Origin of the sequence: Cobetia sp. BMC6, assembly GCF_029991385.1 — a bacterium.
Classification (GTDB): domain Bacteria; phylum Pseudomonadota; class Gammaproteobacteria; order Pseudomonadales; family Halomonadaceae; genus Cobetia.
Genome location: NZ_JAKUMF010000006.1, coordinates 106039 through 120733, shown reverse-complemented (window position 1 = coordinate 120733; position 14695 = coordinate 106039). Strand labels below are relative to the sequence as shown.

Here is a 14695-nt window from a genome sequence, read left to right as displayed (position 1 = left end):
CTATCACTCCAGGATGTTACATTATGTTTCCCAGAATAACACAACAGACGCGCAAGTCAGGGTTCAACGCTGGCCGCATCTGAACCCGCTACTTATAATGCCCCAGCAATGGAATTGCCAATCCCCGCGCAGCCACTCGCTTTTCTTACCCACGGACCCTGTCTTGCCCATGAAGCTATTGAGACGACTATTCTCGCCAGTGTTCTGGCTGCTGCTATCACTATGTGCCGCGGGACTTCTGGCCATCGTTGGCGCTTCGCTGTACTTCTCGCCGGGCCTGCCCGACGTCCATCAGCTTCAGGATACCAAGCTGCAGACGCCGCTGCGCATCTATACCCGCGATGGCAAGCTGATCGGCGAATACGGTGACCAGCGTCGCATCCCGGTCACCTACGACGAGATCCCCGAGACCTTCATCGACGCCCTCCTCGCCGCCGAAGACAGCAACTTCTTCTCCCACCCGGGCATCGACCCCAAGGGGCTGGCGCGCGCGGCCGTGCAGCTGGCCTCCAGCGGCAGCATCCAGTCAGGTGGCAGCACCATCACCATGCAGGTGGCGCGCAACTATCTGCTGACGCTGGACCAGACCTTCACGCGCAAGATTCGCGAGATTCTGCTGTCGCTGCAGATGGAAGAGATTCTCTCCAAGCAGGAGATCATGGAGCTCTACGTCAACAAGATCTTCCTGGGCCATCGCGCCTACGGGATCGCCGCCGCTGCGCGCACCTATTACGACAAGTCCCTGGATGAACTGACCCTGGCCGAGCAAGCCATGCTGGCCGGTCTGCCCAAGGCGCCGTCGAGCTTCAACCCGCTGACCAATCCGCAGCGCGCACTGATCCGTCGCAACTGGATCCTGCTGCGCATGAAGGAGCTGGGCTACATCGAGTCGCAGGCCTATGACGAAGCCGTCAAGGCGCCGATCACCGCGGCACGCCATTACTCCCGACCGGAAGTGCAGGCACCCTACGTCGCGGAAATGGCGCGCAGCTTCGCCGTCGACCGCTTCGGCGACAAGGCCTACACCGACAACGTCCGCATCACTACGACGCTGGACAGCTCGCTGCAGCCAATGGCACGTGATGCGCTGATCAAGGGGCTGATCGCCTACGATACCCGCCACGGTTGGCGCGGAGTCGAGGAATCCGACATCGCCGCCTCCCTGGCGGAAGCCCAGGACCAGACCGATCAGGCCGGCCTCGAGGAAGAACTCTCCAAGTCGCCGGAAGTGCTGGAAACCGCCAGGCAGGCGGCCCAGAAGAGCGAGAAGCGCATCGCCGGCATCGACCGTGATGTCTCGAACTGGCTGAAAGTGCTCGACCGTACCCCGGATTACGGCCCGCTGAAGGCTGCCATCGTGGTGGAAAGCACCGGCAAGCAGATGAAGGTGCTGCTGGCCGACGCCACAGCCGTGACCCTCGACTGGAACGGCCTGAAGTGGGCGCGTGAGTACAAGAGCGCCAAATGGCGTGGCGGCGTGCCGGGCTCGGCCGCCGAGATCGCCAATGCCGGTGATCTGGTACGCGTGATCAAGCAGGACGACGGCTACCGCCTGGGCCAGCTGCCGGACGCGCAATCCGCCATCGTCTCACTGGATCCGGAAAGTGGCGCCATCCTCGCCCTGCAAGGTGGCTTCAGCTATTCCGCCAGCAAGTTCAACCGCGCCATCCAGGCACGCCGCCAGGCAGGCTCGATCTTCAAGCCGTTCGTCTATCTGTCCGGGCTCGAGCAGGCCGGCATGTCACCGGCGACCATCATCAACAACGCCCCTGTCGTGCTTCAGGATGGCGGCAAGGTGTGGCGCCCGGAAAATGCCGGCGGCAAGTTCACCGGCCCGACCCGCATCCGCGTTGGCCTGTATCGTTCGCTGAACCTGGTCTCCGTGCGTCTGCTGCAGACGGTCGGCCTCGACAAGACCCTCGACTTCCTGGTCAAGCTGGGCTTCCAGCGTGACGAGTTGCCCAATGGCCTGTCACTGGCCCTGGGCAGCGCCTCACTGACCCCGCTGGAGATGGCACGCGGCTACGCCGTGCTCTCCAATGGCGGCTTCCGTGTCGAGCCCTGGTACATCGATACCATCACGCGTGGCGATGACGAGACCGACTATGAAGCGCATCCAGCGGTTGCCTGTGCCAACTGTGCGCCGGGCATGGTCACCGTCAATCGTGACGGTCGCCAGTACCCGCTGGCCGAGCGTGTCGCCTCCCCCGAAGCCATGTATCTGATCCGTGACATGATGCAGGATGTCATCAAGCGCGGCACTGGCCGTGGCGCTCTGGCGCTGGGTCGTGATGACCTGGCCGGCAAGACCGGCACCACCAACGACCAGCGTGATGCCTGGTTCTCCGGCTTCAACAGCAAGCTGGTGGCCACGGTCTGGGTCGGCAAGGACTCCAACGACACCCTGGCCGAGTATGGCGCCCAGGCTGCCCTGCCCATCTGGGTCGACTACATGCGCGGTGCCCTCAAGGGCATGCCGTCCTCCACCATGGAGCGTCCGAACAACATCGTGACGGCGACCATCGACCCGGACACCGGAAAGCGCCTGCGCAGTGGTCAGTCCGGCGGCATCAGCGAACTGTTCCGCAAGGATAATCTGCCGCCCTATCAGGAACGCACCATTCGCAAGGAGCTGGAGCAGGAAAGCGGTTCGGAAGGTACCGGAACTTTCGAGGCCATCTTCTGATCTGATCTCCAGACCTCGCCTGCCAGCCTCATCGGCAGGGGGAGAGCCCAAGGAAGAGCGGCCGCTGGTCGCTCTTCTGCCATCTGAGCATTCGCAAGGCTCCCCCGTATCGCGATCCACTGGTAGCGTCCGGATGACGCGCCAGGCCGCCCCGCTCAGCCAGCGTCATCTCGCAAGTCACATACCCGATGATGATGTCATGCCTCAAACATGCCGGAGTTCGCATGCTTCACCCATTGCCCACACTGCGCAGGACCGCGTTTCTGTGCCTGGCCCTGCTTCCCCTCGACACGGCTGTCGCAGACGACCTCTTCTATGCACCGCCCCCCGCCAGCGAGGACTCTGAGCCCTTCAGCGGCCAGGCCGAGCTGGGGTTCACCAAGCTGTCGGGCAACTCGAACAGCGAGACCCTGCTGGGCAAGACCAGCCTGTCCTGGCACCTCAAGCCCTGGACCCACACCTTCCGGGTGGAGGCCAAGCATGTCTCCAGCAGTGGCGAGACCACGACCGACAAGTACCTGGTCGGCCAGCGCGAGCGCTATGACCTCAGCGATGACCACTACGCCTTCGGGCTGCTGCGCTGGGAGAAGGAACGCTTCTCCGGCTACAACCACCAGGTCACCTCCATCGTCGGTGAAGGCGTCACGGTACTGGATGGCCCCGAGCACAACCTATCCCTCGAGGCCGGGCCGGGGTATCGGTTCGATGACATCACGGCGGGGGATCACGAGAACTACCTGCTGGGCTATGGCGCGATGGACTACCGCTGGCAGCTGTCCGATACCTCCAAGTTCGAGCAGCAGTTCTCGGCAGAGGCCACGCGCGAGAACGTGATCAGTCGCAGCTATACCGCGCTGACGGTCGCCATCAATGCAAGCCTTGCCCTGAAGCTCTCGCATGAGATCGAGAACAACACCAATCCGCCCGACGAGTCGGATGCCAAGACCGACACCACCACGGCGGCCTCCATCCTCTACAGCTTCTGAGCAAAGGCCTGGCGCCTGCCCGCACGGGTGCCAGTCGCGGGTGGTTCGTGGCTGAAAGCATCCACCAACAAAAAGCCCTCGCCGGAATCTCCGACGAGGGCTTTTTCATTTCCTGCGTCGCTCAAGCGACGCCGCCAACCGGCCATTCGACCGCTGACGCTTAACCGTAGACCTGATCCGTGCTGGTCAGCGGGTAGTGCGCCGGGTACGGCTTGCGCGCGACACCGGAATCGATGGCCGCCTGGGCCACGGCTGCAGGCAGACGCTCGAGCAGACGCGAGTCCATCGGCGTCGGGATGATGTAACCCGGGCCGAATTCAAGGCTGTCGATCTCGTAGGCATCCAGCACATCCTGGCTGACCGGCTCACGCGCCAGATCTTTCAGAGCGTGAACGGCGGCAAGCTTCATCTCTTCATTGATGCGCGTCGCACGCACATCCAGCGCGCCACGGAAGATGAACGGGAAGCCCAGCACGTTGTTGACCTGGTTCGGGTAGTCAGAGCGACCTGTCGCCATGATGACATCCGGGCGTGCTTCGCGAGCGGTATCCGGGTGAATCTCCGGGTCCGGGTTGGAGCAGGCGAAGACGATCGGATTGGCGGACATCTTCTTGAGCTGCTCTGCCTTGAGCAGGTTCGGGCCGGACAGACCGACGAAGACATCGGCGCCATCGATGGCGTCGTCCAGCGTGCGCAGCTCGGTCTCGGTGGCGAACATCGCCTTGTACTGGTTCAGGTCGTCACGGCCACTGTGGATCACGCCCTTGCGGTCGAGCATGAAGATGTTCTCGACCTTGGCACCACTGGCGACCAGCAGCTTCATGCAGGCGATGGCGGCAGCGCCGGCACCCAGGCAGACGATGCGCGCGTCTTCCAGCTTCTTGCCGGCGATATCCAGGGCGTTGAGCATGCCGGCCGCGGTGACGATGGCGGTACCGTGCTGGTCGTCATGGAAGACCGGGATGTTGCACTGCTCGATCAGCGCCTGCTCGACCTCGAAGCACTCCGGTGCCTTGATGTCTTCCAGGTTGATGCCACCGTAGGTGGTGTGGATGCGACGCACGGTGTCGATGAAGGCCTGCGGGCTTTCCGCATCCACTTCGACATCGACGGAGTTGATGCCAGCGAAGCGCTTGAACAGCACGCCCTTGCCTTCCATGACCGGCTTGGAAGCCAGCGGGCCCAGGTTGCCCAGGCCAAGGATGGCAGTCCCGTCAGAGATGACCGCGACCAGGTTGCCCTTGCCGGTGTACAGGTAGGCGTTTTCCGGGTCGGCGGCGATTTCGCGGCACGGCTCGGCAACGCCCGGGCTGTAGGCCAGCGCCAGGTGCTTGGCGGTCTCGGTCGGCTTGGTCAGCTCGATGGAGAGCTTCCCGGGAATCGGTTCGGCGTGATATTGCAGTGCTGCTTTCTTCATGGCATCAGACATGCGTGTCATCCGGTATTTTGGCGGGGGGTTGGCTGCTCCAGAATATAGAAAAAGACACCTCTGAACAACCGACGCAACTTGCTGTTATGCATGACTTTAAAACGACTGTTTAAAAAATGTTTTAGCCATTCGTCTAACGTTATGGATGCCCTGTCCAGCCATAAACCTTTCCTTATCACTGACAGGATTTCGTGTCGATTTCGACCCTTGTTGACGCCACGATTCGCGCAAGATCCTCGATTTTCGACCGCTCACCGACGCAACCCACCATTCCGGCGCGCTTGATGCAGAGGCAGAGCAGAAAAAGTGCCAGATCGGAAACAATCTTTCCCTTCAGCAAGCGCAGCGCAGGGGTGACATCTTCGCAAGGGCATCTCGAATCAGCTGTCGTGGTCGCGGCCCTCTTCAGAGCGGCCTGAACGACAGGCACAAAAAAACCCGCTCGTGAGCGGGTTTTTCGTCCATGACGCTGCAAGATGCGCAGCGCCATGAAAGCGACAAGCAGCTGAAGGTATCAGCGCTTGATGGCAGCACCGAAACGCTTGTTGAAGCGCTCGACACGACCACCGGTGGTAGCCTGCTTCTGCTTGCCGGTGTAGAACGGGTGGCACTCGGAGCACACGTCAAGCGCGAAAGTCTGCTTGGAAGTGGTACCGATTTCGTGCTGCGCGCCGCAGGAGCAAGTTGCGGTCTGGCGCTGGTAGTCCGGATGGATACCCTGTTTCATGATGTGTAACCTCAGGTCGCTGTGCACCGCCACCTGATCACTTGCCAGGCACCGTACACGGGTTTTGGATTGAACCGGTCATTCCGCCGTTTCCGACGGAAGGCCGCGCATTTTACCAGTCATCTGCCGCAAGACCAAACTTTGTGCCGTTTATCGCGGGCAACACCTTGTAGACTGCGTGCCACGGCATATCCCCGTTTTACTGAACGCCTCATATCACCTCATATCCGGATACCTTGCGTGCCTGACACTACCGACAAGACTGCGACTCACCTGCCGGGACGTGTGCTGGGCATCGCGATTCCCGGCCCGCTGCGCGATCTGTTCGACTACCTGCCATCCCGCCAGCCGCCCCGCCACGGCTGGCAGGTGGGCCTGCGCGTGCGCGTCGAATTCGGGCGTCGCCAGCTGGTCGGGGTGATCGCCGAGCTGCGCAGCGACTCAAGTTTCCCCATCGACAAGCTCAAGCCTGTCAGCGAAGTCATCGATGACGAACCGCTGCCGGCCGACTGGTTGTGGATATGTCAGTTTACCGCGCGCTATTACCAGCACTCGCTCGGCGACACCTTCGCCCAGGCGATGCCCTCGCTGCTGCGTCAGGGGCGCGCCCTGGAGGCGCGTACCCGTGAGCGCTGGACGCTGACCGACAAGGGCCGCGCCACCGAGCCGGCAAGCCTGGGGCGAGCCACCCGCCAGATCGCGTTGCTGGAGCTGCTCGCTCAGCATCGTCATGGCCTGGTGCACAGCGCCATCACCGCCCAGGGATTCACCCGCCAGCAGCTGGAAACCCTGCGCGGTCGCGGCTACATCGAATCCCGCGAGGAGCCGGTGACCGGCGCCACGCCGGAGCAGGCCAGCAAGGGCGTGCTCGCCGAACCCAACCTTGTCCTCAATGATGAACAGGGCCGCGCCCTCTCGCGTCTGCACGACGGTCTGAGTCAATTCTCACCCACACTGCTGGAGGGCGTGACCGGCTCCGGCAAGACCGAGGTCTACCTGCAGCTGATCGAGGCGGTGCTGGACCGCGGCGGCCAGGCGCTGGTGCTGGTGCCCGAGATCGGCCTGACACCCCAGACGCTGGAGCGCTTCCGCAGACGCTTCCGTGTGCCGCAGGTGATGCTGCACTCCGGCGTCAGCGATGGCGAACGCCTCGATGGCTTCGAAGCCGCCCGCAGCGGCCGGGCGCGAATCGTGATCGGTACCCGCTCCGCCATCTTCACGCCGATGGCCAGACTCGGCGTGATCATCGTCGATGAGGAGCACGACGGCTCCTTCAAGCAACAGGACGGCCTGCGCTATCACGCCCGCGATCTGGCGCTGGTGCGCGGCAAGCAGGAAGGCATACCAGTGGTGCTCGGCAGCGCCACGCCGTCTCTTGAGAGCCTGCGCCATGCACGCGAGGGGCGCTTCACGCATCTGCATCTGCTCAAGCGCGCCGGACGCAGTCAGCCGGCCCGCCTGCACCCCGTCGACCTGCGCGGCCGCATGACGCTGGGCGGTCTCTCGACCCAGAGTCTGGAAGCGATCGAGAAGCGCCTCGCCCAAGGCGATCAGGTGCTGGTATTCATCAATCGACGCGGCTTCGCGCCGACCCTGACCTGCCATGCCTGCGGCTGGATTGCCGAATGCGACAACTGCGATGCCTGCATGACTCTGCATCGTCATCCGCCCCAGCTGACCTGCCACCACTGCGAGCGCACCCGCCCGCTGCCGGACGCCTGCCCGGCCTGTGGCAGTGGCGACGTTCGCCCGCAGGGGACGGGCACCGAGCGTACCGAAGAGCTGCTCGGCGAGAAATTCCCCGACGTGCCGGTGCTGCGCATCGACCGCGACAGCACCCAGCGCAAGGACGCCATGAGCGAGGCGCTGGCGGTGATCCGGCGTGGTGAACCCTGCCTGCTGGTCGGCACCCAGATGCTGGCCAAGGGCCACCACTTCCCCCACGTCACCCTGGTGGTGGTGGTCAACGCCGACAGCGGCCTCTATGCCGCCGACTTCCGCGCACTTGAGCAGTCCGCACAGCTGCTGGTGCAGGTCGCGGGGCGTGCCGGACGCGCCGAGCGCCCCGGTGAGGTATTGATCCAGACGCGCCACCCGGAAGACCCCAACCTGCTGACGCTGATTCAGGCAGGCTACCCGCAGCTGGCGGGGGAGTTGCTCGAGGAGCGCCGCATCGCCCAGCTACCGCCGTTCAGCCATCTGGCGCTGCTGCGCGCCGAGGCCAGCGACCAGCAGCAGGTCGAGCAGTGGCTGTTGAAGGTGGGTGGCGCCCTGCGCCAGCACCTCGAGGCTGCCAACCTCAAGGTGGATTGCCTCGGTCCGGTGCCCGCGCCGATGGAGCGTCGCCAGAATCGCTATCACGCCCAATTGCTGTTGCGTTGTGCGAAACGCGGCCCATTGCATGAAGCGGCGGCCTGGCTGGTGACACTCTGCGAGCAGGACCGCGACGCGCGCCGCCTGCGCTGGTCGCTGGATGTCGATCCCATCGGCATGGCGTGAGTTCATCGTCAGCGGCGTGACAGCCCCGCACGCCGCTTGCGATGAACTGACCACTATCCCTGCAGGGCGCGGAATACGGCGCGATTGATCACGACGGTTTATGCAAGCCCCAGGATCGGTGATAATGCCCGCCATCGTGCAGCGACATCCGCACTCCCCCATTGCCCGCAGGCCTGATGCCTGCAACCGCCTGCTGTATGGCACGCGGTGCGACCCGAGCCGTGAAGAGACCGATATTCCATGAAAGAGACGATCATCGAACTGCTGGGCCAGGCCCTGGAAACCCTCAAGGCCGACGGCACCCTGCCCGCCGACGCCAGCCCGCAGATCAAGGTCGACCCGACCAAGGACAAGAGCCACGGCGACTACGCCAGCAATCTGGCGATGATGACGTCCAAGGCCGCCGGCATGAAGCCGCGCGATCTGGCCGAGAAGCTGATCGCGGCGCTGCCGGCCTCCGATGCCGTCTCCAAGGTCGAGATCGCCGGCCCCGGCTTCCTGAACTTCTTCGCTGACACTGGTGCGGTAGCCGACATCGTGCGTCGCATCTTCAGCGAAAGCGACAGCTTCGGTCACAGCGACGTGGGTGCCGGCGAGAAGGTGCAGGTCGAGTTCGTCTCCGCCAACCCGACCGGTCCGCTGCACGTCGGTCACGGCCGCGGTGCCGCAGTCGGCGACGTACTGTGCCGCCTGCTGGCCGCCACCGGCCACGATGTCACCCGCGAGTTCTACTACAACGACGCCGGCGCCCAGATCAACAATCTGGCACTCTCCGTCCAGGCACGCGCCAAGGGCCTGGGCCCGGATGACGCCAGCTGGCCGGCCGATGGCTATCGCGGTGACTACATCAGCGAACTGGCCGCCTCCTACATGGCCGGCGACACCGTCGAAGCCGATGGCAAGCAGGTGACCGGCGCCGCGGACCCCGATGACCTGGAGGCCATCCGCGTCTTCGCCGTCGCCTATCTGCGCCATGAACAGGATCTCGATCTCAAGGCCTTCGGCGTCGAATTCGATGTCTACTTCCTCGAGTCCTCGCTATACCGTGACGGCAAGGTCGAAGAGACCGTCAAGCGCCTGGTCGACAACGGCTACACCTATGAAGACGATGGTGCCCTGTGGCTGCGCACCACCGACTTCGGTGATGACAAGGACCGCGTGATGCGCAAGCGTGACGGCGATTACACCTACTTCCTGCCCGACGTCGCCTACCACCTCGACAAGTGGCAGCGTGGCTTCACCCAGGTCATCAACGAGCAGGGTGCCGATCACCACTCCACCGTGACCCGCGTGCGTGCCGGACTGCAGGCCCTGCAGGCGGACATCCCCAAGGGCTGGCCGGACTACGTGCTTCACCAGATGGTCACCGTGATGCGCTCCGGCGAGGAAGTGAAGCTGTCCAAGCGTGCCGGCAGCTACGTGACCCTGCGCGACCTGATCGAGGAAGTCGGCCGCGACGCGACCCGCTACTTCCTGGCAGCACGTCGCGCCGACTCCCAGCTGACCTTCGACATCGACCTGGCGCGCTCCCAGTCCAACGACAACCCGGTCTACTACATCCAGTACGCTCACGCCCGCGTGCACAGCGTGCTGCGCAAGGCCAGCCGCGAAGAGAAGCCCTTCGACGAAGCCCTGGCCATGGCGCAGCTCACCCTGCTGACCAGCGACCAGGAAAAGGCCGTGATGAATCGCATGGCGCAGTTCCCGGACGTCGTCGCCCACGCCGCCAAGGTGCGCGAGCCGCAGCAGGTCGCCCAGTACCTGCAGGACCTCTCCTCCGACTTCCACACCTGCTACAACGCGGTGAAGGTGATGGTCGAGGACGACGCGACCCGCAATGCGCGCATGGCGCTGGGTCTGGCGACCGCACAGGTCATCCGCAACGGCCTGGCCCTGCTGGGTGTCAGCGCTCCCGAGGAGATGTAAGCCATGGCTGCTCGCCGCCCCGCCAACAAGAAGCCCGCCTCCCGTCAGGGGGCGAGCCCCCGTCGGCAACCCGCTGCCAGCCAGAGCCGTGGACTGCCCGGCTGGCTGTGGGGCATCATCGGTCTGATCGCCGGCTTCGCTCTCGCGCAGTACTTCGAGAAACAGGCTCCGCGTCTGCCGGTCGCGGCCATCGTTCCCAAGGCCAACACTCAGCAGAGCGGGCAGCAGAACGGACAACAGAGCGGGCAGCAGACCGCCAGACAGGGCAACCAGCAGCAGAAGGAAGCCCCCGAAGAGTCCGCCGGCAACATGCCGACCTTCGAGTTCTACACCCTGCTGCCGGAAACCGAGGTGATCGCGCCCAAGGTGGATGAGTACAAGTCCACGCCGCGTCCGGGCAGCGCCGAGAGCACCAAGAAGTCCGAGGCCTCGCTGACCAACTACATGTTGCAGGCGGCGTCCTTCCGCGAGATGAGCGATGCCAGGAAGCTGGCCGGCAAGCTCAAGGACCTTGGCCTGCTGGCCAAGGTCAGTGACGTCAATGCCTCCGGCGGCACTGTCTGGCACCGGGTGCAGGTCGGCCCCTACAAGGACACCCGCGAGCTCAATCGCGCCCAGGACCTGATGAACACCCAGGGCATCGAGCCCTTGTTGATCAAGCTGCAGTAAGCCAGGCGTGAGCCTTGCGACAGACGGGCCCGCTCATTTTTGAGCGGGCCCGTTGCATGAGGGCGCAGACCAGGGCCGGTCGCAGTCAACGCTGAGTCGCCGATGACTTGAAACCCGTATCGGCGCCCCCATCTACAGCATTCCGGTGAGATATCAGGCCCGCGTGCCGCCCGTCAGGCGGCGCAGGATCGCGGCAAGCAGTGGCAAGCGCCAGGCTGACGATCACCACCCGTTTTACGCGACGAGGCCACGGCCTCGTCTGCCCAGAAATGCCATGCCCGGCCCCGTTCACCTTATTCCAATCGCCGGCATGCTCTCTCAGGAGTTATCCATGACCACGATCGTCTCCGTGCGTCGCAACGGCCAGGTCGCCCTGGCTGGTGACGGCCAGGTATCCCTTGGCAACACTGTCATGAAAGGCAACGCCGCCAAGGTGCGTCGTCTGTATCGCAATCAGGTACTGGCCGGTTTCGCCGGTGGTACCGCCGATGCCTTCACGCTGTTCGAACGCTTCGAAGCGCAGCTCGAGAAGTATCAGGGCCAGCTGGTGAAGTCCGCCGTGGAGCTTGCCAAGGAGTGGCGCTCAGACCGCGCCCTGCGCAAGCTTGAGGCCATGCTGGTGGTCGCCGACAAGCATGCCTCCCTGATCATCACCGGCAATGGTGACGTGGTCGAGCCCGAGCACGGCGTGCTGGCCATCGGCTCCGGCGGCAACTACGCCGAGGCCGCTGCCCGCGCCCTGATCGAGAATACCGAGCTTTCCGCCCGCGAGATCACCGAGAAGTCCATCTCCATCGCGGCCGATATCTGCGTCTTCACCAACCACAATGCCATCATCGAGGAGCTGTCCTGAGATGTCCCAGATGACCCCGAAGGAAATCGTCAACGCCCTCGACCAGCACATCGTCGGCCAGCCTGAAGCCAAGCGCGCCGTGGCAGTTGCCATGCGCAACCGCTGGCGCCGCATGCAGCTCGATGACGATCTGCGTCCGGAAGTCACGCCGAAGAACATCCTGATGATCGGCCCGACCGGTGTCGGCAAGACCGAGATCGCCCGTCGTCTGGCCAAGCTGGCCGGCGCGCCCTTCCTCAAGATCGAGGCGACCAAGTTCACCGAGGTCGGCTACGTCGGCCGTGACGTGGAATCCATCATCCGCGACCTGGTCGAGGTCGCGATGAAGCTGGTGCGCGAAGACGCCATGAAGGAAGTGCGCGACAAGGCCGAAGATGCCGCCGAAGAGCGCATCCTCGACGCCCTGCTGCCGCGTGTGCGTGGCGAAGAGTACGACGCTGCCGCCAACAACAGCAGCACGCGCCAGATGTTCCGCAAGAAGCTGCGCGAAGGTCAGCTGGATGACAAGGAAATCGATATCGAGCTGAGCCCGGCCAGCCAGACTCTCGATTTCGCCACCCCGCCGGGGATGGAAGAGATGACCAGCCAGCTGCAGTCCATGTTCTCCAACATGGGCAAGCAGCAGAAAGAGAGCCGTCGCATCACCGTCAAGGAAGCGCTCAAGCTGGTTCACGAGGAAGAAGCGGCCAGAATGGTCAGCGATGAAGACCTCAAGAGCCGTGCCATCGAGGCCGTCGAACAGAACGGCATCGTCTTCCTCGACGAGATCGACAAGGTCGCCAAGCGTGGCGAATCCGGCAGTGGTGGCGATGTGTCCCGTGAAGGCGTGCAGCGCGATCTGCTGCCGCTGATCGAAGGCTCCACCGTCTCCACCAAGCACGGCATGGTCAAGACCGACCACATCCTGTTCATCGCCTCCGGTGCCTTCCACCTGTCCAAGCCGTCGGACATGATTCCGGAGCTGCAGGGCCGTCTGCCGATCCGTGTCGAGCTCAACGCCCTGACGCCGGAAGACTTCAAGCGCATCCTGACCGAGCCGTCCGCCGCCCTGATCCGTCAATACAAGGCCTTGCTGGCGACCGAAGGCGTCGAGCTGAGCTTCGCGGACGATGCCATCGAGCGCATCGCCCAGATCGCCTACCAGGTCAACGAAGGCACCGAGAACATCGGCGCCCGCCGTCTGCACACCGTGATGGAGCGTCTGCTGGAAGAGATCTCCTACGAGGGTGGCGATCAGCCCGGTGAACTCAAGGTCGATGCCGCCTACGTCGATGCCCGTCTGGGTGATCTGGCGCGTGATGAAGACCTGTCGCGCTACATCCTCTGACGACACGCTCACGCGCCTGACAGCCCCTCATGGAAGCCAGCTCCGCTCCTGAGGGGACTTCTGACGCCCGATCCGGCTTGGCCCGGATCGGGCGTCAGTGCATCATGCGCACAAGACACATCGACCGGCCAAGCGCCGCGCTCGACGCCTATCTGCCTTCGCCATGCCGCCCTGCGCCACCGCGCGGCATGCAAGCCCGAGGATCCCCCGATGAGCCACGACACCCCCAGGGACGCCGCCGCGTCCCACGACGCTGATAGCAGCGGCCAGCAGCGCGACTACCGCCTCAACGAGCGCCATGCCCGTGATGGCGAAGAGGCCCCGGTACCGACGCGCGTGCACTACCACAAGTCAGAGCGCGAACTGGAACTGGGCTACGCCGATGGCCAGAGCTTCCGCCTGAGCACCGAATTCCTGCGCGTGATGTCGCCGTCGGCGGAAGTGCGTGGCCACGGCGTCGGCCAGGAAACCCTGCAGGTCGGCATGCGCTACGTCGGGCTGACCAACATCACCCAGAGCGGCCGCTACGCGCTGAAGCTGCACTTCGATGATGGCCATGACAGCGGCCTGTATACCTGGGAATACCTGTGGGAACTGGCCAATCGCCGCGACGCCATGTGGGCCTACTACCTGCGCCAGCTGGAAGAGGCCGGCGCCTCGCGCGAGCCACTGGGCATTCCGCTCAACCAGCTGTAAGCCACTGTTGCCACTGGGCGCGGCAAGATGTCCGAGTCGACGTCTTGCCAAAAGACAGCCCGCTGGCCAGCGGTTACAATCGAGCCACTGCGAAAGCTCACCATATTGTGCTGACGTCGCCACGGCGGCGTCACAACAGGGGAAGTCATGGACAAGCGTACGACTCACTTCGGTTATCAGGAAGTTGCCGTGGACGAGAAGGCAGGCCGCGTCGCGGATGTCTTCCACAGTGTCGCCGCCAAGTACGACGTGATGAATGACCTGATGTCGTTCGGCATCCACCGTCTGTGGAAGCGCATCACCCTGGAGCGTGCCGGCGCCCGCCCCGGCCAGTCGGTGCTGGACATCGCCGGCGGCACCGGTGACCTGACGCTGAAGTTCTCGCGTCTGGTCGGCCCGAAAGGCCGCGTGGTGCTCGCCGACATCAATGCCTCGATGCTCAACGTCGGCCGCGACAAGCTGCTCGACCGTGGCGTCGGCGGCAACGTCGAATACGTGCAGGCCAACGCCGAAGCCCTGCCCTTCCCGGACAACACCTTCGACATCATCACCATCGCCTTCGGGCTGCGCAACGTCACCGACCAGGCCAAGGCCCTGCGCTCCATGCAACGCATCCTCAAGCCGGGCGGACGTCTGCTGGTGCTGGAATTCTCCAAGCCGGTCAATCCGCTGCTCTCTACCGCCTATGACCAGTACAGCTTCCGGCTGCTGCCTAAGATGGGCGAGATGGTCGCCGGCGATGCCGACTCCTACCGCTACCTGGCCGAGTCCATCCGCATGCACCCCGACCAGAAGACGCTGGCCGGCATGATGGAAGAGGCCGGTCTCGAGCGCGTCGAGTACACCAACCTGACGGGCGGCATCGTCGCGTTGCACCGCGGTATCAAGCTCTGAGGC

Annotated in this window: 12 protein-coding genes; 9 read left to right on the top strand and 3 right to left on the bottom strand. The window is 64.0% G+C overall.

What is annotated here, in order from left to right:
* Positions 1–169: 169 nt before the first annotated feature.
* A complete protein-coding gene (locus MKZ40_RS12475) occupies positions 170–2686 on the top strand; it encodes a penicillin-binding protein 1A (protein WP_175089641.1) in 2517 nt (838 codons plus the stop codon).
* Between the two features lie 224 nt (positions 2687–2910).
* Positions 2911–3672: a DUF481 domain-containing protein gene (locus tag MKZ40_RS12470; protein ID WP_254627086.1), complete on the top strand. Its 762-nt coding sequence runs from the start codon at positions 2911–2913 to the stop codon at positions 3670–3672.
* A 160-nt stretch (positions 3673–3832) separates the two neighbouring features.
* On the opposite strand, the gene MKZ40_RS12465 is transcribed toward MKZ40_RS12470, so the two are convergent.
* The 3 genes from MKZ40_RS12465 to rpmE all read right to left on the bottom strand — a co-directional run bounded on the left by MKZ40_RS12465 (position 3833) and on the right by rpmE (position 5828).
* Positions 3833–5101, bottom strand: coding sequence for a malic enzyme-like NAD(P)-binding protein (locus MKZ40_RS12465; RefSeq protein ID WP_043333076.1), 1269 nt, complete (start codon positions 5099–5101; stop codon positions 3833–3835).
* A gap of 175 nt (positions 5102–5276) precedes the next feature.
* Positions 5277–5591 (bottom strand): hypothetical protein, encoded by a 315-nt coding sequence (locus tag MKZ40_RS12460; protein WP_175089642.1) that lies wholly within the window; start codon positions 5589–5591, stop codon positions 5277–5279.
* A gap of 24 nt (positions 5592–5615) precedes the next feature.
* The gene (rpmE, locus tag MKZ40_RS12455; protein ID WP_054556509.1) at positions 5616–5828 is read right to left on the bottom strand and encodes a 50S ribosomal protein L31; all 213 of its coding nucleotides are present in this window, start codon (positions 5826–5828) and stop codon (positions 5616–5618) included.
* A 240-nt stretch (positions 5829–6068) separates the two neighbouring features.
* Here rpmE and MKZ40_RS12450 point away from each other — a divergent pair, with 240 nt between their 5' ends.
* The 7 genes from MKZ40_RS12450 (at position 6069) to ubiE (ending at position 14692) form a co-directional block, all read left to right on the top strand.
* Positions 6069–8327 (top strand): primosomal protein N', encoded by a 2259-nt coding sequence (locus tag MKZ40_RS12450; protein WP_282627912.1) that lies wholly within the window; start codon positions 6069–6071, stop codon positions 8325–8327.
* 240 nt (positions 8328–8567) lie between these two features.
* Positions 8568–10253 carry an arginine--tRNA ligase gene (gene argS / locus MKZ40_RS12445; protein WP_175089643.1) on the top strand — a complete coding sequence of 562 codons (1686 nt, stop codon included), beginning with the start codon at positions 8568–8570 and terminating at the stop codon, positions 10251–10253.
* Positions 10254–10256: 3 nt separating this feature from the next.
* Positions 10257–10922: an SPOR domain-containing protein gene (locus MKZ40_RS12440; RefSeq protein WP_175089644.1), complete on the top strand. Its 666-nt coding sequence runs from the start codon at positions 10257–10259 to the stop codon at positions 10920–10922.
* A 331-nt stretch (positions 10923–11253) separates the two neighbouring features.
* Entirely contained in the window at positions 11254–11775 is a 522-nt protein-coding gene (gene hslV, locus MKZ40_RS12435; protein ID WP_043332970.1) for an ATP-dependent protease subunit HslV, read from the top strand.
* A 1-nt stretch (position 11776) separates the two neighbouring features.
* Positions 11777–13102: an ATP-dependent protease ATPase subunit HslU gene (hslU, locus tag MKZ40_RS12430; protein WP_175089645.1), complete on the top strand. Its 1326-nt coding sequence runs from the start codon at positions 11777–11779 to the stop codon at positions 13100–13102.
* 336 nt (positions 13103–13438) lie between these two features.
* Positions 13439–13798, top strand: a complete 360-nt coding sequence (locus MKZ40_RS12425) for a DUF971 domain-containing protein (RefSeq protein WP_043333080.1) — start codon at positions 13439–13441, stop codon at positions 13796–13798.
* 147 nt (positions 13799–13945) lie between these two features.
* Entirely contained in the window at positions 13946–14692 is a 747-nt protein-coding gene (gene ubiE, locus MKZ40_RS12420; protein WP_043332974.1) for a bifunctional demethylmenaquinone methyltransferase/2-methoxy-6-polyprenyl-1,4-benzoquinol methylase UbiE, read from the top strand.
* Positions 14693–14695: the final 3 nt, after the last annotated feature.